This is a genomic window from Actimicrobium sp. GrIS 1.19 (assembly GCF_035984655.1).
GTDB lineage: Bacteria > Pseudomonadota > Gammaproteobacteria > Burkholderiales > Burkholderiaceae_D > Actimicrobium.
This window is the reverse complement of record NZ_JAXCHT010000012.1, coordinates 1-24,046: the sequence shown is the minus strand read 5'-3', so window position 1 is coordinate 24,046 and position 24,046 is coordinate 1. Positions and strand designations below refer to the sequence as shown.

24 protein-coding genes are annotated in these 24,046 nt (G+C 62.5%); 13 read left to right on the top strand and 11 right to left on the bottom strand.

Annotated features, from left to right (window positions below; all coding sequences use genetic code 11):
• Positions 1-17 precede the first annotated feature (17 nt).
• The 5 genes from ygfZ (at position 18) to RCH09_RS10180 (ending at position 3,325) form a co-directional block, all read left to right on the top strand.
• Positions 18-1,025 (top strand): CAF17-like 4Fe-4S cluster assembly/insertion protein YgfZ, encoded by a 1,008-nt coding sequence (gene ygfZ / locus RCH09_RS10200; protein ID WP_326940977.1) that lies wholly within the window; start codon positions 18-20, stop codon positions 1,023-1,025.
• Positions 1,026-1,032: 7 nt separating this feature from the next.
• Positions 1,033-1,320 (top strand): DUF4936 family protein, encoded by a 288-nt coding sequence (locus RCH09_RS10195; RefSeq protein ID WP_326940976.1) that lies wholly within the window; start codon positions 1,033-1,035, stop codon positions 1,318-1,320.
• A complete protein-coding gene (locus RCH09_RS10190; protein WP_326940975.1) occupies positions 1,311-2,036 on the top strand; it encodes an NRDE family protein in 726 nt (241 codons plus the stop codon). The genes RCH09_RS10195 and RCH09_RS10190 overlap by 10 nt, the downstream gene beginning before the upstream one ends.
• 87 nt (positions 2,037-2,123) lie before the next feature.
• Positions 2,124-2,546 carry a hypothetical protein gene (locus RCH09_RS10185; protein WP_326940973.1) on the top strand — a complete coding sequence of 141 codons (423 nt, stop codon included), beginning with the start codon at positions 2,124-2,126 and terminating at the stop codon, positions 2,544-2,546.
• Between the two features lie 155 nt (positions 2,547-2,701).
• The gene (locus RCH09_RS10180) at positions 2,702-3,325 is read left to right on the top strand and encodes a hypothetical protein (protein WP_326940972.1); all 624 of its coding nucleotides are present in this window, start codon (positions 2,702-2,704) and stop codon (positions 3,323-3,325) included.
• A gap of 9 nt (positions 3,326-3,334) precedes the next feature.
• On the opposite strand, the gene RCH09_RS10175 is transcribed toward RCH09_RS10180, so the two are convergent.
• From RCH09_RS10175 to RCH09_RS10130, 10 genes are all read right to left on the bottom strand, one after another.
• Positions 3,335-3,772, bottom strand: a complete 438-nt coding sequence (locus RCH09_RS10175; protein ID WP_326940971.1) for a GNAT family N-acetyltransferase — start codon at positions 3,770-3,772, stop codon at positions 3,335-3,337.
• The gene (locus RCH09_RS10170; RefSeq protein ID WP_326940970.1) at positions 3,753-5,018 is read right to left on the bottom strand and encodes an HD-GYP domain-containing protein; all 1,266 of its coding nucleotides are present in this window, start codon (positions 5,016-5,018) and stop codon (positions 3,753-3,755) included. The genes RCH09_RS10175 and RCH09_RS10170 overlap by 20 nt, the downstream gene beginning before the upstream one ends.
• A 64-nt stretch (positions 5,019-5,082) precedes the next feature.
• Positions 5,083-5,976 carry an alpha/beta fold hydrolase gene (locus RCH09_RS10165; RefSeq protein ID WP_326940969.1) on the bottom strand — a complete coding sequence of 298 codons (894 nt, stop codon included), beginning with the start codon at positions 5,974-5,976 and terminating at the stop codon, positions 5,083-5,085.
• A 13-nt stretch (positions 5,977-5,989) separates the two neighbouring features.
• Positions 5,990-6,898 (bottom strand): SDR family oxidoreductase, encoded by a 909-nt coding sequence (locus tag RCH09_RS10160; protein ID WP_326940968.1) that lies wholly within the window; start codon positions 6,896-6,898, stop codon positions 5,990-5,992.
• 16 nt (positions 6,899-6,914) lie between these two features.
• Positions 6,915-7,847 (bottom strand): glutathione S-transferase family protein, encoded by a 933-nt coding sequence (locus RCH09_RS10155; protein WP_326940967.1) that lies wholly within the window; start codon positions 7,845-7,847, stop codon positions 6,915-6,917.
• A 20-nt stretch (positions 7,848-7,867) separates the two neighbouring features.
• Positions 7,868-8,863: an NADP-dependent oxidoreductase gene (locus RCH09_RS10150; protein ID WP_326940966.1), complete on the bottom strand. Its 996-nt coding sequence runs from the start codon at positions 8,861-8,863 to the stop codon at positions 7,868-7,870.
• Entirely contained in the window at positions 8,850-9,308 is a 459-nt protein-coding gene (locus tag RCH09_RS10145; RefSeq protein ID WP_326940965.1) for a PaaI family thioesterase, read from the bottom strand. Before RCH09_RS10145 ends, RCH09_RS10150 begins: the two co-directional genes overlap by 14 nt.
• Positions 9,308-10,090 (bottom strand): SDR family oxidoreductase, encoded by a 783-nt coding sequence (locus RCH09_RS10140; RefSeq protein ID WP_326940964.1) that lies wholly within the window; start codon positions 10,088-10,090, stop codon positions 9,308-9,310. Before RCH09_RS10140 ends, RCH09_RS10145 begins: the two co-directional genes overlap by 1 nt.
• Positions 10,091-10,110: 20 nt before the next feature.
• On the bottom strand, positions 10,111-11,928 hold the full coding sequence (locus RCH09_RS10135) for an acyl-CoA dehydrogenase (protein WP_326940963.1): 1,818 nt from the start codon (positions 11,926-11,928) through the stop codon (positions 10,111-10,113).
• 88 nt (positions 11,929-12,016) lie between these two features.
• On the bottom strand, positions 12,017-13,195 hold the full coding sequence (locus RCH09_RS10130; protein WP_326940962.1) for an acetyl-CoA C-acyltransferase: 1,179 nt from the start codon (positions 13,193-13,195) through the stop codon (positions 12,017-12,019).
• 417 nt (positions 13,196-13,612) lie between these two features.
• Between RCH09_RS10130 and RCH09_RS10125 the strand changes: the two genes are divergently transcribed.
• The 7 genes from RCH09_RS10125 to atzF all read left to right on the top strand — a co-directional run bounded on the left by RCH09_RS10125 (position 13,613) and on the right by atzF (position 23,189).
• Positions 13,613-14,878 carry a catalase family protein gene (locus tag RCH09_RS10125; protein ID WP_326940961.1) on the top strand — a complete coding sequence of 422 codons (1,266 nt, stop codon included), beginning with the start codon at positions 13,613-13,615 and terminating at the stop codon, positions 14,876-14,878.
• Positions 14,879-14,990: 112 nt separating this feature from the next.
• Positions 14,991-15,275: a hypothetical protein gene (locus RCH09_RS10120; protein ID WP_326940960.1), complete on the top strand. Its 285-nt coding sequence runs from the start codon at positions 14,991-14,993 to the stop codon at positions 15,273-15,275.
• Between the two features lie 16 nt (positions 15,276-15,291).
• The gene (locus RCH09_RS10115; protein ID WP_326940959.1) at positions 15,292-16,101 is read left to right on the top strand and encodes a TorF family putative porin; all 810 of its coding nucleotides are present in this window, start codon (positions 15,292-15,294) and stop codon (positions 16,099-16,101) included.
• Between the two features lie 75 nt (positions 16,102-16,176).
• A complete protein-coding gene (locus RCH09_RS10110; protein ID WP_326940958.1) occupies positions 16,177-16,959 on the top strand; it encodes an urea amidolyase associated protein UAAP1 in 783 nt (260 codons plus the stop codon).
• Positions 16,960-16,993: 34 nt separating this feature from the next.
• Positions 16,994-17,644: an urea amidolyase associated protein UAAP2 gene (locus RCH09_RS10105; RefSeq protein WP_326940956.1), complete on the top strand. Its 651-nt coding sequence runs from the start codon at positions 16,994-16,996 to the stop codon at positions 17,642-17,644.
• Between the two features lie 77 nt (positions 17,645-17,721).
• Positions 17,722-21,351 (top strand): urea carboxylase, encoded by a 3,630-nt coding sequence (gene uca / locus RCH09_RS10100; RefSeq protein ID WP_326940955.1) that lies wholly within the window; start codon positions 17,722-17,724, stop codon positions 21,349-21,351.
• Positions 21,351-23,189: an allophanate hydrolase gene (atzF, locus tag RCH09_RS10095; RefSeq protein ID WP_326941059.1), complete on the top strand. Its 1,839-nt coding sequence runs from the start codon at positions 21,351-21,353 to the stop codon at positions 23,187-23,189. Before uca ends, atzF begins: the two co-directional genes overlap by 1 nt.
• Positions 23,190-23,196: 7 nt before the next feature.
• On the opposite strand, the gene RCH09_RS10090 is transcribed toward atzF, so the two are convergent.
• Positions 23,197-23,679, bottom strand: a complete 483-nt coding sequence (locus RCH09_RS10090; RefSeq protein WP_326940954.1) for a CopG family ribbon-helix-helix protein — start codon at positions 23,677-23,679, stop codon at positions 23,197-23,199.
• Between the two features lie 116 nt (positions 23,680-23,795).
• On the opposite strand from RCH09_RS10090, the gene RCH09_RS10085 reads away from it, so the two are divergent.
• Positions 23,796-24,046: transposase (locus RCH09_RS10085; protein WP_326940953.1), on the top strand; the 251-nt coding region annotated here is incomplete at its 3' end.

The window sequence follows — 24,046 nt, the reverse complement described above, 5'->3', positions numbered from 1 at the left end:
ACTTTATCGACCGACACATGGCTGACTGGCACGATTTTACTGAACAATCCGGCGCAACCCATGCCGCACCGGTTGCCGCCGACACGGCTTTTTTCGGCGCGCTGACCGATCTGGGCCTGATCGCCTTCAGCGGCGACGACGCCGCCAATTTCCTGCACAACCAGTTGACCATCGATGTGGAACACCTGGGCCCCGCCGCTGCGCGCCTGGCAGGCTACTGCACCCCGAAGGGCCGTCTGCTGGCGTCGTTTCTGATGTGGCGCAGCGCCGACAACATCGTGCTGGAACTGGCGCGCGAACTGCAGCCGGCGATCCAGAAACGCTTGCAGATGTTTGTGCTGCGCGCCAAAGTCAAACTCGCCGACATCACCGACAGCCACGCGTTGATCGGGTTGGGCGGCGCGGCCGCAGCGCAGGCCCTGCTGCAGTGGTTTCCAGTCCTGCCGGCCCTGCCCTACGCCGCACTCAGTAATGACCATGGCACCTTGATACGACTTGCCGATGCCGCCGCCCTGCCGCGCTATCAGTGGATCACCACGCCGGAACTGGCGCAGGCGGCCTGGCCGATCCTGCAGCAAGCCGGCCTGGCGCTGGTCGGGGCCGCACACTGGCGGCTGACCGAGATCATCGCAGCGGTGCCGCACATCACGCTGGCGACGCAGGAAAAATTTGTCCCGCAGATGGTCAATCTGGAAGCCATCGGCGGCGTCAACTTCAAGAAGGGTTGCTATCCCGGCCAGGAAATCGTCGCGCGCAGCCAGTATCTCGGCAAGCTCAAGCGGCGCATGTTGCCGGCCACCGTGATGGCTCCGGACGTGACGGCCGGCATGGAAGTGTTCGCCGCCGCCGACCCGGAGCAGCCGTGCGGCATGATCGTCAACGCCGCAGCGGGCAGCGATGGCAAGGCCCACTGCCTGGTCGAAATCAAAACGGCAGCAATCGACAACGACACCATCCATCTGGGCGCCGGCGGCCCGATCCTCACCTTCGCAGCACTGCCGTACGCGCTGCCCGACACGGTCTGAGCCGGGCATGGACCTCTACATTTATTACACGATCCAGGCCGGCGATGCGGCCCTGGCGCTGCAGCGCGTGACGCAGCTTCAGCAGCAGCTGGCGGCTGCCTACGATATCGTGCCGCAGCGCAAACGCCGCGTCGACCAAAGCGATGGCGTGCAGACGTGGATGGAAATCTACCCGGCGGTGCCGCCCGGTTTCGACCGGGTGATTGCGCAGGCCGCCGCCGAACATGGTTTGACTGCGCTGGCACAAGGCGAGCGTCATGTCGAATACTTCTCGGAGCTGACGCCATGTGCCTGATCGTATTCGCATGGCAGGTGGTGCCGGGCATGCCGCTGATCGCCGCTGGCAACCGCGATGAATTTTTTGACCGCCCCAGCGCCCCGGCGCAATGGTGGCGCGACTTCCCGCAGGTGTATGCGGGTCGCGATCTGCAAGCCGGTGGCAGCTGGATGGGCGTCACGCACGATGGCCGCTTTGCCGCCATCACGAATATCCGCGCACCGCAGGAGCGTCGCACCGACGTACAGTCGCGCGGCCGGCTGGTCAGCGACTTCCTCACCGGAAGGCAGTCGCCGAGCGCGTATGTCGCCGCGCTCAATACCCGGCCCGACCACTTCAATGGTTTCAATCTGCTGGTCGGCGACCGCAATGAACTGATCTGGTTTTCCAACCGAGCGCGCGACAATCTGCGCAACGGCCGTCCGATCGCGCCCGGCATCTACGGCTTGTCGAACGCCGAGCTCGATGCACCCTGGCCGAAGGTGGTGCGGGCCAAGGCGGACTTCGCCAGTCTGCTGTGCCAGGGCGCCTCCGACGAAGCCTTCTTTGAAATGCTGACCGACACGCGCCAGGCCTCCGATTGCCGCTTGCCGAAAACCGGTGTGCCGATCGAGCTGGAACGGGTATTGTCGGCGGTGTGCATCGAGACTCCCGACTACGGCACCCGAGCGTCGAGCATCGTCCGGCTCGATGCGGATGGCAATGCGACGCTGAGCGAGCGCACCGTGCGCTGAGAGGGGCCCGGCCGCGCCGACATCCTGCAACGGAACCATCCGACCACGCAACGCAACCCACTTGCAGATGCCCCGGAGCCGATCACGATGCCACACCATCCCCTCTCCCTGCCGACTGAATCCGAGCTGAGCGCCATCCGTTTTGATCCGGATAACCTTGATGGACTCACCCGCGACCCCGACACCGCGATGCGGGTGCGTGATCTGCAACGGCGCGCCATGGCAAGTCTTGAGCAGAACATCGCCGCGCTGCTGGCCGAGCTGGAAACGGTCGAGCCACTGCCTCCCGCGAACCGCAACATCGCAGCCACCAACAACGTGCGCGCCCTGAGTACCTCGGCGCGCCAGGCCAGCGCCGCCACCATCGATCGGCGCAAGATGGCGCATGACGTGCTGGTGTCTGCCATCCTCAACCGCAACAATCCCGACTGGGTGATGACCGATCCGGCGACCTACAAGGTCGATCGCCATGACCTGCTCGGAACATTGATCCGGCTGCCACCCCTGTAGCCGATGCCAGCCGCATCCAGCAACGCGCTGCGGATACGGAACCAACCGGTCGCCATTCACGACTCATCGGCAGGACAATTTTTTGCACCGGCGACGATCCGGGGCAGCCTGAATCGGGTTGAAAAATGGGAAGCAGTTCACACAGCAGTCGGGACATGAACAGCGCAAGCCGGATCACCTTGAGTGAGCGGCTGAACGGCTTTTGGAATCCCCGAGCGCATACGCCCGTTGAGACATCAAGCCGCGCATATCACGCCAAAAGCCTCGTCGACCTGGCATCACCTCCGGATTTTGGAGAGAGCGCGAAACGCGTCGGCAGGCTAAGCCAAGCCGGCCAGAACACGGTCCAAGCGCATTGTGAGCACATGACCGACCGCACGGTGCATGTGCAGCACCACCGTGCACCCAGTGGGCGCGGATGGAAAGGCGCAGCACTCGGCGCGCTGCTGGGCGGCTTGTTGCTGGGGCCGCTCGGTCTGGTTTTCGGCGGCGCGATCGGGTATTGCGCGGCGCCGGGCAGTTCAAGCTATCAGCCGGTCTACGGGCATTATTTCGTCCCGCCGAATACCGTGGTGTATTACCCGGGCGGTGTGTTTTATCACCCAGGGGTGGTGCCATTTGGCATGCCTGCGCATTATCCGTTCATGGCGGGATTCTTCCCGCAAGTCGACGCGCAGAACCCACCCCATGCCAATCCGGTGGCGCATCCGGCGCACTTCCCTGTGGCAAACGCCAGCAGCGTTCCAATGGCAACGGCAGTGCCGGCGCCCGTCTCTTGATGCCGCCGCTTATAGCAGTCGGCGCATGCACACGTGCACAATGCCGGCCTCGACGAACAGCTCACCATCGCGCACAAAGCCGTGCCGCAGATAAAAAGGTTCAGCGCTTTGCTGCGCATTGAGCACCACTTCGGTATCGCCACGCTGGCGCGCCGCCTCAATCAGCGCCAATAAAATCACGCCGCCGAGGCCCTGTCCGCGCCCTGTCCTGAGCACCGCCATGCGACCGATATGACCGTCCGGCAGCAAACGTCCCGTGCCGACCGGCGTGCCATGCGGGTCGAACGCGACCGCGTGCAGGCACAGCGCATCCATCGCATCCTGTTCCAGTTCGAGCGGAATTTGCTGTTCGACGACGAACACTGCAGTACGCACGGCGCGCGCGGCCTCGCGCAATGCGTCCCAGTCGTCGATCCGCAGCGCGACCTCAGCCGGGTGTGAGGGCATCGCCGATCCAGTAACTGTCGACATCCTTGAGATGCCATTTCGCCGCATCTTCGCGCGAGACAATCTTGTCACGGATGCCAGGCCCGGCAAGGTCGATCAGTTCCGGCTTGATGTAAGTGGCGGATTTGGTCGAAAAGAACACCCGCACTTTTGGCGACAACAGCGACTTGCCGATTTGTTGCTCCACCACCACGCCGAGCTTGCCCGATGCCAGCAACACCAGGGTGCCGACCGGGAAAATACCGATGCTGCGGACAAAGGCCTGGAACACCACGTCGTCAAAATGGCTGTGGCTCCATTCGGCCATGCGGCGCAACGATTCAGCTGGACACCAGCCTTGCTTGTAGGGACGGTTCGAGGTGATCGCGTCGTACACATCGCAGACCGCACCCATGCGGGCATGCAGGCTGATCTGCTCACCGGCCAGGCGATGGGGATAGCCGCTGCCATCCATTTTTTCATGGTGATGCAGGCACACATCCAGCGCGATTTCGCTGATGCCGGCCGTGGCCAGCAATATCTTGTGTCCGGCGGCGGGGTGCTCTTTCACCGCGATGAATTCGGCATCGGTCAGCTTGCCCGGCTTGTTGAGAATGTCAGGCTCCACCGCCATCTTGCCGATGTCGTGCAACAGTCCGGCCAGACCGGCCTCGCGGGTGGCGTCCTCACCGAGCTTGAGCTGCCCGGCCAGCGCAATCATCAGCGCGCACACCGCGACCGAGTGCATATAGGTGTAATCGTCGGCGGTCTTCAGGCGCGCCAGCCCAATCAATGCGCCAGGATTACGCATCACCGACGAGGCGATTTCATCCACCAGCGCGACCACCTTTTCGGAATCGATCGCATTGCCCATGCGCGCTTCGTGAAACATGCTTTCGACTGCTTGCCGGGAGTGGTCGACGATCTTGGCGGCCCGTCCGATTTCCTCTTCCATGGAAACCGGTGCAATCGATGACAGCACCACGCGCACCTTGCGTTGCGGCGGCGCTGCGACCAGCGGCGCAGCAACGCTGGCGGCGGGCTCCTCTTCCGCTGGGGCGTCCTCGACGGGCTCGGCTTCGACATCAAGGCCGCGGTTGGTGTCGATGACCACCTCTTCGATATTGCTTTTCAAGATCTTGTCGAGGGTCGGCTTATCGTCGAGCATGAACGATTTTTTCCAGAATGGCGTGTCAAGCCAGGAACCGCAGAGCTCCTGGATATACATTCCTGAACGCAGCTGTCCGACACCGATTTTTTTTAACATTGACCGACCCTACCCCGGGGAAATGGAAATGATGCAATTTAGCATCATAACAAGCCCTGCAAGCTTAACCGATAAACTTTCGTAAAAAGCCATTCACCAGCGCCGGCTGTTCATGCACGATCCAGTGCGAACCGGCTGCCACGCGTTCGATTTGCAGATCGTCGATGAAGCCGTCGAGGCCATCGAGGAGGGATTTCGGCAACGCCATATCCGCTTCGCCCCAGATCACCCGTGTCGGCACCGTCACGCGAAATGCCGCCGGGTCGAGTTGCAGCGCCGTCGGACCAGGATGGCCTTCGGTGGCCGGATGCAACGGCGAGGCACGGTAGTAGTTCAAGCCACCGGTGATGCCGTGCCGCCAGCACGCGTGGTAGCGCTGCCGCACCGCCTCGGTGAACCACGGCGCTTCCGGCTGCCCCATGCCATTGAAAAAACCGTCCAGCAGGGCAAAGTCATCCTTCTCCAGCGCCGCCTCGGCGCCCTCGGCGCGCAGCCAGTTCATGTACTGGCTCGAGGCCTGCTGGGCCGGATCGTTCGCCAGTGCCTGCATGAACAGGTACGGATGCGGCGAATTAATGATGATCAGCTGATGCAGCAACTGCGGCAGCGCAATCGCCAGGTTCCACGCAATCGCACCGCCCCAGTCGTGCGCCACCAGCACAAAGCGGTCGTAACCGAGCTGGGCTGCCAGCAAACGCAGGTCGTCGACGATGTGGCGCGCCTTGTAGGCACCCAGATCAGCCGGCATGTCGGATAAATTGAAGCCGCGCAGATCCGGCGCCACCGCATAGTGGGTGGTGCCGAACTCCTGCAACTGCGCCTCCCACTCGGCCCAGAACTCCGGGAAGCCGTGGACGAACAGGATCAATGGCGCACCGGGCTTGCCGGCGCTGGCGAAATGCAGGCGGGTGCCATTGGGCAGTGTTGCGAACTGCCCGCTTTCGATTGCAGCTGTCATGCTTTGCCTCCGGTTATGGATTGGCTTTCAGTTTGGCTTGCAACATCTCGCGCACATGCTCGGCGCCGGCATATGGATCGCCCGGATTGGTTTGCGTGACGATTTCCTCCATGCGCTTTTGCACGTGGCCCAGCGCGTTCGGATGCGAGAACACATAAAACTGGTCGCGCCCGATCGCATCAAAGGTCATTTGCCCGACTTCGGCGGCGGTCACCTTGCCGGAACTGACGGCCTTGTCCGACATCGCCTGCGCCGCCAGCTGGCTGGTGGTCGGACGCGACGCGTTGGCAACGTCATCAGGGCGATTGCGGTGCGACTGCGAAATCCCGGTCGGGACGAAATACGGGCACAGCACCGACGCGCTGATCGGCGCTTCGACCAGGCGCAAATCCTGATACAGCGATTCGGACAGCGATACCACCGCATGCTTGGAGACGTTGTAGACGCCCATCGTTGGCGCATTGAGCAAACCGGCCATCGAGGCCGTATTGACGATGTGACCTTCGTAGGCCGGATCGGTCTTGGCGCAGGCCAGCATCAGCGGCGTAAAAATGCGCACGCCATGGATCACGCCCCACAGGTTCACGCCCAGCACCCATTCCCAGTCGGCCTGGGTGTTTTCCCAGATCAGGCCGCCCGAACCGACGCCGGCATTGTTGAACAGCAGATGAACCGCGCCGAATTTCGTCATCGTGGCATCGGCCAGCGCCTGCACTTCATTGGCATGGCGCACATCGCAGTGCATCGCCAGCACCTCGGCGCCGAGCGCCTCGACTTCGGCCTTGACGCGGTCGAGTGCATCCTGCTGCACGTCGGCCAGCACCAGTTTCATGCCCAGACGTGCGCCGATCAAGGCAAATTCACGACCGAACCCACTTCCACCACCGGTGATGACGGCGACCCTATTGGCAAAATTTTTCATGTTGTCTCCTGTGTTGTCAGACTGCGATTTTTTTCAATTGATAGCCAATGCGCGGGAAATGCACGATCACGGTGCCAGCCCGCTCGTCGGTGCGGCGCAACGACAGCATGCTGGCGCTGGCCTGCACCAGTTCGCCCTCGACCGGATCGAGCGCGTAATCGGTCGGCGTAACCGTCACGCGGTCGCCCGGCGCGACGTCGGACAAATGCACAAAGGTGGCGTCCAGCGCGGCCGGCGTACTGCTGTCGGCCAGTTGCAACGCCTCGACGCTGGTCATTTTGCCGAACGTACCGTGACCGATCGCCGCCATCCGGTCGGCCCACGCCAGCAGCTTCGGCGCGCGCTCCAGAATCGATGCGATGCTCTGCACGCGGCGCACGTACCAGATCGAGTGAACCACCGAGAAATCGGCAATGGTGGCGGCCGCGCCGAGCAGGAACGGCCGTTCATCGGCCAGCATGTTTTCCAGCCGATCGAGGTAATCGGTCAGATTGGCGGTGGCTTCGGCCGCCGACAGGCGCGGCGCATTGCCACGCATTGCCGCGCGGTCCGCGCCAAACGCCTTGGCGTGCTCCGGCGGTACATTGGCGAACATGCTTTGCAGGCCGGCCGGCTGGAACGCATAGGCAATCGCGGTCCAGAACAGCGTACTGTCGGCCCACTGCGCCAGCGTGCGCGCCAGGCCGGCGCTCTGCACCGGGTACAGCGGCGGCGTCGGCGCAATGCGCTCCAGCACCTCGCCGATCAGGGCCGAATCGCAATAGATGTCGGCACCAATCTGCAGAAACGGCGTGCGCCGGTAGCCGCCGGTCAGGGCGACCACATCCGGCTTGGGCATGATCACCGGGATCAGCACTGACTGCCAGGCCAACTGCTTGAAACCAAACATCAAGCGCACTTTTTCCGAGAACGGCGAGTTGGGATAGTGATGCAGAATCAGGTCGGCCATGGGTGTTCCGTGTGCCATCGTTACACCAGCTTGACCAGTTGCTTGCCAAAGTTCTTGCCTTTGAGCAGACCGATGAATGCTTCCGGCGCCGATGCCAGTCCCTGTGCCACCGATTCGCGAAACTTGAGCTTGCCGGTCGCGACCAGCGTGCCCAGTTCCTTCAATCCCTCGGGCCACAAGTCCATGTGCTCGGCAACGATGAAACCGCGCAGCGACAGGCGCATGGTCAGGAAGGTGCGCACATTGTTCAGCGCCATCGGCTCGCCGTTGTAGCCAGCGATCATGCCGCACAGCGCGATGCGGCCAAACGGATTCATGCGGGCGATGCAGGCATCGAAAATTTCACCGCCGACGTTTTCGAAGATGGCGTCGATGCCGTCCGGCGTGGCAGCCGCCAGATCCGCGATCAGATTGCCGGCCTTGTAATCGATGCAGGCATCGAAGCCCAGTTCGTTGACCACATACGCGCACTTTTCCGGGCCGCCGGCGATACCGACGGCGCGCACGCCGCGCAACTTGGCAAGCTGTCCGACCACGCTGCCGACCGCGCCGCTGGCGGCCGAGACGACGATGGTTTCACCGGCCTTCGGTTGCATGATCTGGGTCAGGCCGTACCAGGCGGTCATGCCCGGCATGCCGACCGCGCCGAGATAGGCCGACAGCGGGATATGGCTGGTATCGACCTTGCGCAACATGACGCCATCGGACACGCCCATCTCGGCCCAGCCCAGCATGCCGACCACCTTGTCGCCCACGGCGAACTTGGGATTCTTGCTCTCGACGACTTCACCGACGGTGCCGCCGATCATGACCTCGCCGATGACTTGCGGGGCCGAATAGCTTTTCGCATCTTCCATGCGACCGCGCATGTAGGGGTCGAGCGAAAGATAATGATTGCGCACCAGCACCTGGCCATCGGCGAGGCTCGGGACCGGCGCGTCTTCCAGACGGAAATTGCCGGCCACGACAGCGCCTTTGGGGCGCGAGGCCAGAACAATCTGTTTAAATGTGCTCATTGTTGTCTCCATTGAGTGAACCGAATTTTTGTGCGACATCGAGTCGCTTGATGAATTTGAAGGTGCCCATCGCCTTGGCCACCACGCGTTCGCCATTGCGTACTTCAGCTTCGCAAAACACCAGCGTTGTGGAGCGGTGACAGGCGCGGCCTGTGGCGATCAGGCGGCCGCCGGGCTGGCCGGCCGGTTGCAGGAAGCTGGTCGTCATGTCAATCGTGACGCCGCCGCGCGCAGTTGGCTCCAGTGAGCGTCCCGCCATGGCCATCGCCACATCCAGCAGCGTCATCGTGACGCCGCCATGGCCGACCTGCCAGCCGTTCATGTGGCGCGCGGTCAGCGTCAATGCCACCTGCGCCTGACCGTCGGCCATGCCGAGAAATTCGACGCCGAGATCGTCCAGAAACGGGATCTCGGACGGGAACGGCTGCGGCCGGCTGTCGATCATCAGACCGCCGACACGCCGCCATCCACCGCCAGGATCTGGCCGGTGATGTGCTTGCCGGCGTCGGATGCAAACAGCAGCGCAGCACCCTTCAGGTCCTCGTCGTCGCCGATGCGCTGCAGCGGCGCATGTGCGGCCAGTTCATCCTTGCCGAGTTTTTCCAGCACGCCCTTGGTCATGCGCGACGGGAAAAAGCCCGGCGCCAGCGCATTGACGGTAATGCCGTACTGACCCCATTCGCCCGCCAGCGTGCGGGTGAAATTGATCACCGCGCCCTTCGAGGTGTTGTAGGCGATGGTCTGCATCGTGCCCGGGGTATTGCCACCCAGGCCGGCGATCGACGCGACGTTCACGATGCGGCCATATTTGCGCGGAATCATCGAACGCTTGCCGACCATCTGCGACAGCAGGAAGATGCTGCGGATATTCAGGTTCATGACCTTGTCCCACGCCTCGATCGGATGGTCTTCGGCAGGCGCGCCCCAAGTGGCGCCGGCGTTGTTGACGAGGATGTCGATGTGTCCGAGACGATGCAGGGCTTCTGTCACCAGCGGCTCGACCGCGGCGTCCTGCGACAGATCGGCGGCAATCGCGGTGGCGGTGATGCCACGGCTTTTCAGGTGCTCGACCGCATCATTGAGGTCCGACTGCTTGCGTGACGACAGCACGATGGTGGCGCCCTGCTCGCCCAGCGCTTCGGCGATTTGCAGTCCCAGACCGCGCGAGCCGCCGGTGATCAGTGCGGTTTTTCCAGCGAGATTGAAGAGTTGTTGTGTGGTGCGCATGATGTCTCCTTTTTTTATGATTAGAACCAGTTGTCCTGCATGTCGAGCGTGGTGGTGTCGAGACTGGCCAGCAAATCGAGTTGCGGCGCGATTTTTGGCAATTCCCATTGGTAGAAATAGGCACAGGCCTGCAATTTGCCGCGATAGAAATCGGCATCGTGCGCCGCTGCTTGCCCCACCGCCAGCAACGCCTGCTCCAGCCAGATCCATGCCACCACCGCATGTCCGAACGCCTCCAGGTACAGCGAGGCATTGGCCAGCGTCTTGTTCAGATCGCCGGCGCCGTGCAGTGTTCTGGTGACTGCCGCCAGACGTGTCAATGCGTTACCGAGTGCGCTTGCGTAGCCCTGTAACTCAACCACTTCAGCCGCACGCGCAATGGTCTTCTGCACTTCAGTGGCCAGCGCCTTGAAGGCTGCGCCGTCCTGCATCACGACCTTGCGGCCGAGCAGATCGAGCCCCTGGATGCCGTGGGTGCCTTCGTGGATCGGATTGAGGCGGTTGTCGCGGTAGAACTGTTCGACGTTGTATTCGCGCGTGTAGCCATAACCGCCATGCACCTGGATGGCCAGGTTGTTCGCTTCGAGGCACCATTGCGACGGCCATGACTTGACGATCGGGGTCAGGATATCCAGCAGCAGCGTGGCGTGCCGGCGCTGTTCGACTGCGACCGCGGTGCGCTCGTCGTCGACCAGTTTCGAGCAGTACAACGCCAGTGCCAGGCCGCCTTCGACATACGCTTTCTGCGCCAGCAGCATGCGCTTGACGTCGGTGTGCGCAATGATCGGCAGTTGCGGCGTGGCCGGGTCCTTGGCCTGCGGTGCACGGCCCTGCGGCCGGTTGCGGGCGTAATCGAGCGCATGCAGATAGCCGGTATAGCCCAGCATCACGGCGCCCAGTCCGACGCCGATGCGCGCCTCATTCATCATGTGGAACATGTTGGCCAGGCCCTTGTGGACCTCGCCGACCAGATAGCCGATCGCGCCTGCCTTGCCCTGCGGCTTGAACTTGCCTTCGCCGAAGTTGAGCAGGCAATTGGTAGTGCCGCGATAGCCCATCTTGTGATTCAGGCCAGCCAGCACGACATCATTGCGCTCGCCCAGCGAGCCGTCGGCATTGACCAGTTTCTTGGGCACGATGAACAACGAAATGCCCTTGACGCCCGGAATCAGCTTGCCGTCCTGATCCGGCACCTTGGCCAGCACCAGATGCACGATGTTTTCCGACAGGTCATGTTCACCGGCGGAGATCCACATCTTGTTGCCGGTCAGCCGGTAGCTGCCGTCGGGCTGGACTTCGGCCCGGGTCACGATGTCCGACAGGCTGGAGCCGGCTTGCGGTTCCGACAGGCACATGGTGCCGAAAAAACGACCGCTCAGCATCGGCTTGACGAAGGTCTCGATCTGTTCCGGAGTGCCGCATTTCATCAGCGTGTTGGCATTGCCGATGGTCAGGAACGGATACGAGGCGGTACCGACATTGGCGCCCTTGAAATACGCAAAACCGGCTTTCTCGACGACGCACGGCAACTGCATGCCGCCATTGTCAAAGTCCTGCCCCGCCGCCAGCAATCCTGCCGCGCAGAATGCGTCGAGCGCGACCTGCACTTCGGGAATCATGTGCACCGTCGCGCCATCGAAGTGCGGCTCGTTCTGATCGCTCTTCTTGTTGTGCGGCGCGAACAGGTCGGTGGCGATCTGCTCGCAGGTGTCGAGTGCGGCATTGAAGGTTTCGCGCGAATGATCGGCGAAGCGCTCGCGCTCGGTCAGCTGTTCGACATGCAGCCATTCATACAGCAGGAAATCGAGATCGCGGCGGGGGAGGATTTTGGATTGCATCAATGGCTCCGGACAAGGCGCGTGAAAATGAACGCAACAACGCACACCCGCGCATGGCAACGGGTGTGATGGTCATCGTTGGTGGAAATTAAAGGACTTCGAACAGGCCCGCTGCACCCTGACCGCCACCGATACACATCGTGACGACCACGTACTTGACGCCGCGCCGCTTGCCTTCGATCAGCGCATGGCCTGTCAGGCGCGCGCCCGATACGCCATACGGATGGCCGACCGCGATGGCGCCGCCATTGACATTGAGCCGATCCATCGGGATGCCGAGTTTGTCGGCGCAATACAGCACCTGCACGGCAAACGCTTCATTGAGTTCCCACAGGCCGATGTCTTCGACTTTCAGCCCGGCTTTCTTGAGCAGCTTGGGAATCGCGAACACCGGACCGATGCCCATCTCGTCGGGCTCACAACCGGCCACCGCAAAACCGCGGAACACGCCGAGCGGCTTCAGGCCACGCGCTTCGGCGACCTTGCTGTTCATGACGATGGCCACCGAAGCGCCATCGGAAAACTGGCTGGCATTGCCGGCGCTGATGACGCCGCCGGGCACGGCACTGCGGATCTTGGAAACCGCTTCGAGCGTGGTGTCGGCGCGGATGCCTTCGTCGGCGGAGATGGTGACTTCGCGGCTGACCAGCATGCCGGTGGCTTTGTCGGCCACGCCCATGATGGTGGTCATTGGCACGATTTCATCGTTGAACTTGCCGGCGGCCTGTGCGGCGGAAGCGCGCTGCTGGCTTTGCACGCCGTACTCGTCCTGGCGTTCGCGGCTGATGTTGTAGCGCTTGGCGACGGTTTCGGCGGTTTGCAGCATTGGCCAATACACTTCCGGCTTGTTTTGCTTGAGCCAGACTTCCACCATCATGTGCAAATTCATTTCCTGCTGCACACACGAGATCGACTCGACGCCGCCGGCGGCATAGATATCGCCTTCGCCGGCAATGATGCGTTGCGCCGCGGTCGCAATGGTTTGCAGGCCGGACGAGCAAAACCGGTTGATCGTCATGCCACCGGTGGTGACCGGGCAACCTGCGCGCAGTGCAATCTGACGTGCAATGTTGCCGCCGGTAGCGCCCTCGGGCGTGGCGCAACCGATCATCACATCTTCGACTTCACCGGATTCAATGTGCGCGCGCTCGATGGCGTGCTTCAACGCATGCCCACCCAGCGTGGCGCCGTGGGTCATGTTGAACGCGCCTTTCCATGATTTGGCGAGGGCGGTACGTGCGGTCGATACGATGACGGCGTCGATCATGTGAGTCTCCTGAAATTATTGGTATTGGGTGGTTGGAATGCAGGCTGGCGGAGCACCTATCTTACGGCGGTTCGACGCAACGGTGATCGAGAATAGCATGATTTAGTACGGTCGTTCGCAAAATTGAAAGTGACTTGTCGGGCGATGAAAGGCAGGAAGCATTTCACGCCCTGAAACATGCGTCAGGTGCGATTGTGCGCACAGGCTGTGCGGGCTTTTTCGCCGGGTTGCGGCGAGGTCATTATTGGTTGCCGGCGCAACGTTGCGCCGACCGGGTTCAAAGCGGGACAGGTGCTGCCGCTCGCTCAGGCAACGCCGGACTGAAAAACTGCCGCTGCCGTTGTGTGCGACCCCGAACGGACACCCGACTGGTCAATTGCATAACCTCCGAATTCGCCGACCGATTCGCCCAACCTGATGGGAACCAGTCAGGCGGATGGCAATTTGCATCAGCCGGACCGTTCCGGCTTTCCGGATCCTGGCATCGGATTGAAATCGGCATTGGTGCAGATTCCGGTTCCGCCCCAACCAAATTTGACTGTCACACGACCAAACGAAGGAAACACCATGGATTCATCCACCCGCGTTACCGCACAGCCCATCGAATACAAAACGAGTTTTGAAGTTCCCGAAGAGGGAGAAACCGAAACGCAAGCAGAATTGTTGAAGACACTGACGCACATTTCCGAAATAACGTTGAAAGATTCCGGCCATGCGACCCGCAGCGTGCATGCAAAAAGTCATGGCCTGTTACGGGGCGAGCTGCATGTCCTCGATGGCTTGCCCGCGGTTCTGGCCCAGGGCATCTTTGCCGAAGCCGGCACCTGGCCGGTGGTCATGCGCCTTTCCACGGTGCCGGGCGACATACTCGACGACAGTGTCTCGACCCCACGCGGCCTCGCCGTCAAAGTCGTCGGTGTTGCGGGTACCCGGTTACATGGCAGCGAAGACGATGTCACGCAGGATTTCGTCCTGGTCAATTGCGGGCCCGCATTTTCAACGCCCGGGCCAAAGAAGTTTCTGGGTGGTTTGAAGTTATTGGCCTCGACCACTGACAAGGTGCCGACATTGAAAAAAGCGTTGTCTGCCGTGTTGCGCGGTGCGGAAAAGGTGATTGAATCCGTCGGCGGCGAAAGTGCCACCATTATTGGGATGGGCGGCCATCCGGAAACGCACATACTGGGAGAGACTTTCTTCAGCAAGGCGCCCATTCTGTTCGGCCCGTACATGGCAAAACTTTCACTGGTGCCGGTTTCCGGGAATCTGAAAGAATTGACTGACGCGCCGCTCAACGTCAATGGCAAGCCAAACGGGCTGCGCGAGGCGGTGGTTGAATTCTTCGCGCAGCATACCGCCGAGTGGGAATTGCGGGTCCAGTTATGTACAGACCTGGACAGCATGCCAATCGAGGACGCGTCGATCGCCTGGCCCGAAGACAGCAGCCCATATGTCACCGTCGCGCGTGTTACGGTCGCGCCGCAGGTCGCGTGGAGCGAGGCACGGTCGAAAGCGGTTGACGATGAAATGTCGTTCAGTCCATGGCATGGCGTTACTGCACATCGACCCATTGGTGCCATTATGCGTATCCGCAAGGCTGCCTATGAAATGTCGGCAAGATTTCGCGCGCAGCACAATGGGCTGGTGATTGTTGAGCCAAAAAATCTGGATGATTTTCCTGCCTGACCTGTTCACGTCCGTGGACCAGCAAGCGATCTGATCGCAGCTGTCGGGAGGCGGTGTCGACAGATAGCGGTCGACTGATGCCGCGCTTGCACATCCCGACAGGATCTTTGCCATGGCTTTTCGCCTGGCCATGACGGTGGGCTTGGCGGCCATGGGCCTGCACGATCAGCGCCGCGCGACCAGCAACACCTCGCTGCAAAATTGCGCCTGCCCTGCCTTCCACTTTTGGTGCAGCGCGCACAAAACACATGCACTGCGCCATCCCGAGCCGCAACTTGCGGCCGTTCCTGCGCCTCAACAAGGCGCGCAGCGCGTGTTACCACGCAAAACTAGCTGGCATGCAACGTGCTTTTACGGACTTAGTAGTATTTTTCTTCATTTCCGTAATACCACCTAGCGTAAAGGATGTTTCCATGAAATCTGATTCCTTGTCGGCTTCGCAGCGTAAGCTTCTCGCCATTGCTGCTGTGACGGTCGTGGTTCTGCAGTTTCCGCTCGTCGCCCGTGCCGAAGACGGCCCTGAGCCCGAGAGCACCCTGACCTACAACGTCGGCGTCACATCCGATTACCGCGTGCGCGGCATTGCGCAGACGTCGAAAAAACCAGCCATTCAGGGCGGCGTTGATTTTGCGCTGAAGAGCGGCCTCTACCTCGGACTGGCAGCATCCAACGTGAAATGGGTCAAGGAATTCAACGGCGCCACCAAGGGTAGCTACGAGCTGGACCTGTACGGTGGCTACAAGGCGCAGATTACCGATACCAGTTTTACCTACGATGTCGGTGTGATCAGCTATCGCTACCCGGGCAACAATTCGGGCGTGGAGGGATTCTTCCCTGCCGGGACGTATTCGAACGCCAGCACGACCGAAGCGTTCGGTGCGCTGAGCTACGGCATCTACACCTTCAAGTACAACCGCAGCCTGGGTGACTTCCTCGGCAACGTCAACAGTTCGGGCAGCCAGTATTTTGACCTCAGCGCCGCCATCGACATGACCAACGGCTATGTCCTGACACCACACATTGGCCGCCAGTTGATTCCGAACCAGACCGGCCAGGCGAACTATTCCGATATCGCACTGACCCTGAGCAAGGACTTTGGTGGCGGTCTGACCGGTACTGCGGCGGCACTGGCGACCAATGCCGATCGCACGTTTTATACCGACACGCACGGCCGCTTCCTGGCCAACAGTACGCTTGCCATCGGTTTGAAGTACAGCTTCTGACCCTGCTGCTGACCGGACCGGTCATGTGATCGTGCCGGCCTTCATCACAAATTTTATGTAGCGAGTGCGGACACCATGCCAATCAGTTTTGCCGACCTGCCAGCCCTGGCCCAAAGCGCGGTACCCAGGGTATCCACCCCCTTTTCACCCGACCAGGTGCTGTGGGAAGAGACCGTGCCGGGTGGCGCGCACTGGTCCGGCGTGCTGCGGCGCGGCACCACGTTGCGCCTGACCGACCTGAACGGCACGGCCAACGTGTCGGCACTGTTCTTCAATCAGGAGGAGAAGACCGAGCGTTACAACATGCCCGATACGCTCAAGGCGCAGCACACCGCGTTTCTGACCAGCGGCCATGTCTGTTTTTCGGACATGGGCCGGATTCTTTGTTCGATTGCCGACGACACCTGCGGCTGGCACGATCCGCTGTGCGGCGTCTTGAACGAGGCCGACATGCATGCGCAATATGGCGAGGCCAGGTATCAGGAACACCGCAATGCGATGTTCCGCAGCGGGCGCGAAGGACTGCTGATCGAACTGAGCAAATGGAACCTGAGCAAGCGCGACCTCGGTGGCGCCGTCAATTTCTTCAGCAAGGTCGACACCGACGAGCACGGGGGCCTGTCCTTCCAGCGCGGCCATCGTCACGCCGGCCAGTACGTCGATCTGCGCTGCGAAATGCATGTTCTGGTGGTGCTGTCGGCCGCGCCGCATCCCCTCGATCCGGCCACCGCCTATGCACCCGGCGCCGTGCGGATGACGGCGTGGCGTTCGGGCACCGCCGGCGCCGACGACCCGTGCCGGCTGATGTGCCCCGAGAACGACCGTGGCTTCATCAACACGGAACGCTGGTTTCTCTGAGCCAGCCTCCAGACACTTACCGAGGATTCCATTCATGTCCGTCTCCACACAGGCCAGCACGCGCGACCCGGCCAATGCCTGCCTCGACCACATCGTGCCAGCCGGCGAGCCCTGGATGACCAGGCTGCAGCGCGGCCAGGTGTTCCGGATCGTCGACCTCGAAGGCAACCAGGCCGTCGATACGCTGTTCTTCAATGCCGATGATCTGCAAGAGCACTACAGCGCGACGCAGACCATCCAGGCACAGCGTGCGCTGTATCTGGGCCTGGGCACGGTCCTGATGTCCAGCGACGCACGCCCGATGCTGACCATTACCGCCGACACCTGCGGACGCCACGACACCCTGGGCGGGGCCTGTTCGTGCGAAAGCAATACGGTGCGCTACGCACTGGAAAAACGCTTCATGCACAGTTGCCGCGACAATTTCATGGCGGCGATTGCCAACGACGCGTATGGTCTGCACAAACCCGACATCGTTGCCAACATCAATTTCTTCATGAATGTGCCGGTTACGCAGACGGGCGGGCTGACCTTCGAAGATGGTATTTCGGCGCCCGGCAAGTACGTCGAGATGCGCGCCGAGATGAACCTCGTGGTGTTGATTTCGAACTGCCCGCAGTTGAACAATCCCTGCAACGGCTATAACCCGACACCGGTGCGCTGCCTGGCGTGGGATGCCGAATAAACCTCTTGCAGCCGCGGGACGACCCGCGCCTGTTTTTCTGACCTGCCGGACGACCTGCACCAGACCCGGGCTGCACCATGTTCAATAAAGTACTTGTCGCCAATCGCGGCGCGATTGCCTGCCGCGTCATTCGCACGCTGCGGCGCATGGGCATCGGCGCCGTTGCCATCTATTCGCAAGCCGATGCCGGGTCGGCCCACGTGGCCATGGCCGACGAAGCCATCTGCGTTGGTCCGGCAGCGGTCGCCGACAGTTATCTCGCCATGCATCGGATCATCGATGCTGCGCTCGCCAGCGGCGCCCAGGCGATCCATCCGGGCTATGGATTCCTGTCCGAAAACGCCGGCTTTGTCGACGCCTGTGATGCGGCCGGCCTGGCCTTCATCGGGCCGACGCCACAGCAGATGCGGATGTTCGGACTGAAGCACACCGCGCGGGCGCTGGCGACGGAGGCCGGAGTGCCACTGCTGCCGGGAACCGGGCTGCTGGCCGACCTCGACAGCGCACTGCTGCACGCACGCGCCATCGGCTATCCGGTCATGCTCAAGAGCAGTGCCGGCGGCGGTGGCATCGGCATGCAGATGTGCCGCAACGCCGACGAGCTGAACGCCGCATTCGATTCGGTGAAGCGACTGGCACAATTGAATTTCTCGGATGCCGGCGTCTTCCTCGAGCGCTACATTACTGACGCCCGGCATATCGAAGTCCAGGTGTTCGGCGACGGTGCTGGCGGCGTGCTGGCGCTGGGCGAACGCGATTGTTCGCTGCAACGGCGCAATCAGAAAGTGGTCGAGGAGACGCCGGCGCCGAATCTGCGCCCTGCCGTTCGCCAGGCGCTGCTCGACACGGCCTGCACGCTGGCCAGATCGGTATCCTACCGCTCGGCCGGCACGGTCGAGTTCGTGGTCGATGCGCAGACGCAGGAGTTCTATTTTCTGGAGGTCAACGCCCGCCTGCAAGTCGAGCATGGCGTGACCGAAGCCGTCACCGGCGTGGATCTGGTGGAATGGATGGTGCGGCTGGCGGCCGGCGAGATGCCGCCGCTCGATAGCCTGCACATCGTGCCGAGCGGTCACGCGGTGCAGGCGCGGTTGTATGCCGAAGATCCATTCAAGAATTTCCAGCCCGCCACCGGCATCCTGACCCAGGTCGCTTTTCCTGATGATGTGCGGGTCGACACCTGGGTCGCTGCCGGCACCGAGGTCAGCGCGTTCTATGATCCGATGCTGGCCAAGGTGATCGCCCACGGCGCCACGCGCGAGCAGGCGCTGGCCCGCCTGGAGCAGGCACTGCTTGAGACGCGGCTGGCCGGACTGGAATCGAATCTGGACTATCTGCGTGGCGTGATGCAGTTTCCCGCATTTCTTGCCGGACGCCACACCACGCGCAGCCTGAACACCTTTGTCGCGCCGAGCCACGCCATCGACGTGCTCAGCGCCGGGGTCCACACCTCGGTGCAGGACTGGCCTGGCCGCCTCGGCTACTGGAATGTCGGGGTCCCGCCGTCTGGCCCGATGGATGGGCTGGCGCTACGCCTGGCCAACCGCCTGGTCGGCAATCGCGAGGGCGATGCGGCGCTGGAGCTGACGGTGGCCGGGCCGAGCTTGTGCTTTCGCAGCGCCCATCGGTTTGCCGTCACCGGCGCACCCATCGAGCTGACCCTCGATGGCGTAGCAGTGCCGATGAGCCAGGCGCTGTCGGCGCAGGCTGGACAGACACTGCGCATCGGCCGCGTGCAGGGCGCCGGGTGCCGCGCCTATCTGGCACTCGCTGGCGGCATCGAGGTGCCCGACTATCTGGGCAGCGGTTCGACCTTCACGCTCGGCCAGTTCGGCGGGCATGGCGGTCGCACCTTGCGGGCCGGTGACGTGCTGCATGTCGGCAAGCCAGCCGGTCTGGCGCCACTGTCTGCCGCTGCCGTTGCCGCGCTCACCCCGGTGTATGCCAGCCACTGGGACATCGGTGTGCTGGTCGGGCCGCATGCCGCGCCGGATTTTTTTACCGATGACGACATGACGATGTTGTTCGCCACCGACTGGCAAGTGCATTACAACTCAAGCCGCACCGGCGTCCGGCTGATCGGTCCCAAGCCGCACTGGGCCCGCCTCGACGGCGGTGAAGCCGGTTTGCACCCATCAAACATTCACGACAATGCCTACGCCATCGGTGCCATTGACTTCACCGGTGACATGCCGGTGATCCTGGGGCCCGATGGTCCGAGCCTGGGCGGTTTCGTCTGCCCGGCGACCGTGGTGCAGGCCGAGCTGTGGAAGCTTGGCCAGCTCTCGCCGGGCGATACGGTGCGTTTCCAGCCGCTGCGGCTGGAGCAGGCGAGCGCGCTGGCACGGGATCAGCAGGCCGCGCTGGCGACCGCGACGACGCACCTCGCGCCGCCAGCGGCGAGCCTGCCCGTGACTCCGCTGGATGCGGCGGTGCTGCTGCGTTCACCCGGCCTCGGCGACCGGGTCGGTGTGGTCTACCGCCGCGCCGGCGATGCCTACGTGCTGATCGAATTCGGCGAACTCAAGCTGGACCTGACCCTGCGTTTTCTGGCCCACGCCTTGATGATGCGTCTGCAAGCATGGCGCGACGAGGGCCGCCTGGCGGGGGTGATCGACCTGACTCCTGGGATCCGCTCGCTGCAAGTGCATTACGATCCGCTGGTGCTGCCACTGCCAGCGCTGATGGCACTGCTGGTCGAGGCGCAGACCGGACTGGATGACAGTGCCGACATCGTCGTGCCGAGCCGCACGGTGTGGCTGCCGTTGTCGTGGGACGATCCTGCCACCCGGCTGGCGATTGAAAAATACATGCAATCGGTGCGGGCCGACGCGCCATGGTGCCCGAGCAATATCGAGTTCATCCGCCGCATCAACGACCTGCCCGATATGCAGGCGGTGTTCGACATCGTGTTCGAAGCGACCTATATGGTGCTCGGCCTGGGCGACGTCTATCTTGGCGCGCCGGTGGCCACCCCACTCGATCCGCGCCATCGGCTGGTGACCACCAAGTACAACCCGGCCCGCACATGGACGCCGGAAAATGCGGTCGGCATCGGCGGCGCCTATCTGTGCGTGTACGGCATGGAAGGACCGGGCGGCTACCAGTTCGTCGGTCGCACGGTGCAGATGTGGAACCGCTGGCGCGATACCAGCCAATTCTCACGCGCCAAACCGTGGCTGCTGCGTTTCTTCGATCAGATCCGCTTCTACCCGATGGAGCCAGAGGCGCTGCTGGCCTACCGCGACGACTTCATCGCCGGTCGGGTTTCGCTGCGTATCGAGGAAGGCGAGTTCCGGCTGTCGGATTACCAGCGCTTCCTGCACGAGCACAGCGCCTCGATCAAGCACTTCAAGGATCGGCAACAGGCGGCCTTCGAAGCCGAACGCGAGCGCTGGCGCCTGGCCGGGGTCTCCGAGACAGTCGACGACGACAGCGCCGGCAACAGCGCCGCCAGCGAAGCCGCCGCCAATGCCTTCGATGGCGAAGTGATCGCCTCGCAGGTAGCCGGCGGGGTCTGGTCGATGCGGGTCGCCATCGGCGACCACGTCAAGGCTGGACAGACACTGCTGGTGATGGAGACCATGAAAATGGAAATCAATGTCCAGGCCCACTGCGACGGCGACATTGTGCAGCTGCTGTGCGTCGAAGGCCAGGCCGTGACGGCCGGACAGTCACTCATTCTTATGCAACGGACCGAATCATGATGACCCAACCTGAGCGCCTCGATCTCTCGTTTCCGGCACTGCGGGCGCGCTATCTCGCCGGCAGCCTGACGCCGCTGCAACTGGTCGATCTGCTGGAGCGGCAGATGACAATCGAAGACAGCATCGTCGATCGGCATGTCTGGATTCAGCGCCTGACACTGGAACAGATGCGCGCCCATGCAACCGCACTGATGGACCGCGACCCGGCATCGCTACCCCTGTACGGCATTCCGTTCGCCATCAAGGACAACATCGATCTGGCCGGTGTGCCGACCACGGCGGCCTGCCCGGCTTATGCGTACACGCCGGCAATCAGCGCAACCGTGGTGCAGCGCCTGATCGATGCCGGCGCAATCCCGGTCGGCAAAGCGAACATGGATCAGTTCGCGACCGGTCTGGTCGGTGTGCGGTCGCCCTACGGCGCCTGTCGCAACAGTATTGATCCGGACTATGTCTCGGGCGGCTCGTCGGCCGGCTCGGCGGTGGCCGTGGCACTGGGGCTGGCCAGTTTTTCGCTCGGCACCGATACGGCCGGTTCGGGCCGGGTGCCGGCCATGCTCAACAATCTGGTGGGCCTCAAACCCAGTGTCGGGCGGATTCCAACCACCGGCGTGGTGCCGGCGTGCCGCACGCTGGATGCGGTCTCGGTATTTGCCTTGACGGCGGCGGATGCGGCGGTGGTGCTGGGGGTGGCGCAGGGAGTCGATGGCGGCGATGCGTATTCGCGTGCCCTGCCACCGCACGGCGTCAATTTTGGCGCCGCGACGGCGTTCCGGTTCGGGGTGCCGCGGCCGGCCGACCTGGAATTCCACGGCAACGCCGACGGCCCGGCGCAATTTGCGCAGACCGTCGCCCATCTGGTGGCCCTGGGCGGCATTCCGGTGGAAATCGATTTCACATCGTTTCGCGCGGTCGCCACCTTGCTGTACGACGGGCCATGGGTAGCGGAACGGTATCAGGCAATTCGTGCCTTTATCGAAGCGCAGCCCGATGCCTTGCACCCGGTGACCCGCGCCATTACCGAAAAAGCCCGCGGCATCTCTGCTGCCGACACCTTTGCGGCGATGTACCAGCTCAAGCAACTTGCACAGCAGACGGCAGCGCTGTGGAACAGCATCGACTGCATGGTGACACCGACGGCCAGCACCCACTACACGATTGCCGCCGTGCTGGCCGACCCGGTCCGGCTCAATTCGAACCTGGGTTATTACACCAATCATGTCAATCTGCTCGATCTGGCCGCAGTCGCGGTGCCGACCGGCTTCTTGCGCGGCGCGCTGGCCGGACTGCCATGGGGCGTGACGCTGGTGGCGCCCGCGGGCAAGGATCTGCCGCTTCTGTCGCTGGCTGCACGACTGCATGCACGGGCCGTCGAGCGCGTCGGTGCGACTTCGCACGCTCCGCATCGCGTCGCCGATCCCGCGCCCGACGCCGCCCCGTTTGATGCAGGCCAGGTGCAGGTCGCCGTCTGTGGTGCGCATCTGAGCGGACTGGCATTGAACTGGCAACTGACGCAGCGCGGAGGCCGCCTGGTAAGCACCGTCCAGAGTGCTGCCTGCTATCGCTTGTTCGCCCTGCCAGGCGGACCGCCGTATCGCCCCGGCATGGTCCGGGTGGAGCAGGATGGCGCAGCGATCGCGCTCGAAGTCTGGGAGCTGCCGGCGCGCGAGTTTGGCGGATTCGTGGCAGGCATCCCGGCGCCACTGGGCATCGGAACCGTGCTGCTTGAGGATGGCAGCAGCGTGCAGGGATTTGTCTGCGAAGCACACGCCACCCGGCACGCGCAGGACATCAGTCATTTCGGCGGGTGGCGCAACTACCTCGCCAGCATCGCCTGACGCACCCTCAGCGCAGGCGTTTTGGTCGCGGCGAAGCGACCGGCGCCTGCAGCGGTGGAATGATCGCCGCGTGGACCTGAAGACGGCAGCTGAACACCCCGCGCCGGGTCAACATCACGTTGGCGATTTCCTGCAGGCGCTGGGTATGGCCCTGGACCAGGAGGACTTCCATCACCTGGTTCTCGCTCAACTGAACGTGCAGCGAGCTGATGACTTCATCAATGTATTGATACTCGATGTCGGCCAGCTTGCTTTGCAGGCCGCGCACCGAGCGATCGTAGTGCACCGTAATCGTGCCGACCATGATGTCGTTGCCGACGCTGCGCTTGTACTCCACCAGTTCACGATTGACCATGTCGCTGACGGCTTGCGAGCGACTGCCGAACTGGCGCGACTCGACCATCTGATCGAGCTCGGTGAGCAGCGCCGGCGCCAGCGAAACGCTGATCCGGCTGACCAGCTCACTTGCCTTGTCTTTCTTTATCACCATGCGCGCATCCTTTAGCCTGAATTTTGCATAAAAAAGGGCAAGAATGCCGTAAGTGATTGATAAAATGTAAGTTATCGAGAAACACACTCATCAACACAAACGCCACCTTGCCCGACATGAATTCTACTTCAGAGCAGCTCCGTTTTGCATCCATTCCAGGACATACCGTTCGCGCCGACTTTGCCGGCGGTGGTTTGTCATCCGACCTTGGCCCGCTGCTGCTACGCGGTGTTGATCGCCAGATTGGACTGACCGAGCGCCTCACGGCCGCCCTAGGCGATCGTCGTCACCAAAGTTACATCAGCCATTCTTATCGTGACTTACTGACGCAGCGAATCTTTCAAATCGGCTGCGGCTACGAGGACGG

Bases quoted from the DNA above. Each gene is read 5' to 3' on its own strand.
- RCH09_RS10140 (WP_326940964.1), bottom strand. From the start codon at position 10,090: ATGCGCACCACACAACAACTCTTCAATCTCGCTGGAAAAACCGCACTG.
- RCH09_RS10130 (WP_326940962.1), bottom strand. From the start codon at position 13,195: ATGATCGACGCCGTCATCGTATCGACCGCACGTACCGCCCTCGCCAAA.
- RCH09_RS10105 (WP_326940956.1), top strand. From the start codon at position 16,994: ATGTCCGTCTCCACACAGGCCAGCACGCGCGACCCGGCCAATGCCTGC.
- RCH09_RS10180 (WP_326940972.1), top strand. From the start codon at position 2,702: ATGAACAGCGCAAGCCGGATCACCTTGAGTGAGCGGCTGAACGGCTTT.
- atzF (WP_326941059.1), top strand. From the start codon at position 21,351: ATGACCCAACCTGAGCGCCTCGATCTCTCGTTTCCGGCACTGCGGGCG.
- RCH09_RS10175 (WP_326940971.1), bottom strand. From the start codon at position 3,772: ATGCCCTCACACCCGGCTGAGGTCGCGCTGCGGATCGACGACTGGGAC.
- RCH09_RS10155 (WP_326940967.1), bottom strand. From the start codon at position 7,847: ATGGCCGACCTGATTCTGCATCACTATCCCAACTCGCCGTTCTCGGAA.
- RCH09_RS10135 (WP_326940963.1), bottom strand. From the start codon at position 11,928: ATGCAATCCAAAATCCTCCCCCGCCGCGATCTCGATTTCCTGCTGTAT.
- ygfZ (WP_326940977.1), top strand. From the start codon at position 18: ATGGCTGACTGGCACGATTTTACTGAACAATCCGGCGCAACCCATGCC.
- RCH09_RS10125 (WP_326940961.1), top strand. From the start codon at position 13,613: ATGGGAACCAGTCAGGCGGATGGCAATTTGCATCAGCCGGACCGTTCC.
- uca (WP_326940955.1), top strand. From the start codon at position 17,722: ATGTTCAATAAAGTACTTGTCGCCAATCGCGGCGCGATTGCCTGCCGC.
- RCH09_RS10110 (WP_326940958.1), top strand. From the start codon at position 16,177: ATGCCAATCAGTTTTGCCGACCTGCCAGCCCTGGCCCAAAGCGCGGTA.
- RCH09_RS10115 (WP_326940959.1), top strand. From the start codon at position 15,292: ATGAAATCTGATTCCTTGTCGGCTTCGCAGCGTAAGCTTCTCGCCATT.
- RCH09_RS10170 (WP_326940970.1), bottom strand. From the start codon at position 5,018: ATGTTAAAAAAAATCGGTGTCGGACAGCTGCGTTCAGGAATGTATATC.
- RCH09_RS10165 (WP_326940969.1), bottom strand. From the start codon at position 5,976: ATGACAGCTGCAATCGAAAGCGGGCAGTTCGCAACACTGCCCAATGGC.
- RCH09_RS10160 (WP_326940968.1), bottom strand. From the start codon at position 6,898: ATGAAAAATTTTGCCAATAGGGTCGCCGTCATCACCGGTGGTGGAAGT.
- RCH09_RS10145 (WP_326940965.1), bottom strand. From the start codon at position 9,308: ATGATCGACAGCCGGCCGCAGCCGTTCCCGTCCGAGATCCCGTTTCTG.
- RCH09_RS10090 (WP_326940954.1), bottom strand. From the start codon at position 23,679: ATGGTGATAAAGAAAGACAAGGCAAGTGAGCTGGTCAGCCGGATCAGC.
- RCH09_RS10195 (WP_326940976.1), top strand. From the start codon at position 1,033: ATGGACCTCTACATTTATTACACGATCCAGGCCGGCGATGCGGCCCTG.
- RCH09_RS10190 (WP_326940975.1), top strand. From the start codon at position 1,311: ATGTGCCTGATCGTATTCGCATGGCAGGTGGTGCCGGGCATGCCGCTG.
- RCH09_RS10120 (WP_326940960.1), top strand. From the start codon at position 14,991: ATGGCTTTTCGCCTGGCCATGACGGTGGGCTTGGCGGCCATGGGCCTG.
- RCH09_RS10150 (WP_326940966.1), bottom strand. From the start codon at position 8,863: ATGAGCACATTTAAACAGATTGTTCTGGCCTCGCGCCCCAAAGGCGCT.
- RCH09_RS10185 (WP_326940973.1), top strand. From the start codon at position 2,124: ATGCCACACCATCCCCTCTCCCTGCCGACTGAATCCGAGCTGAGCGCC.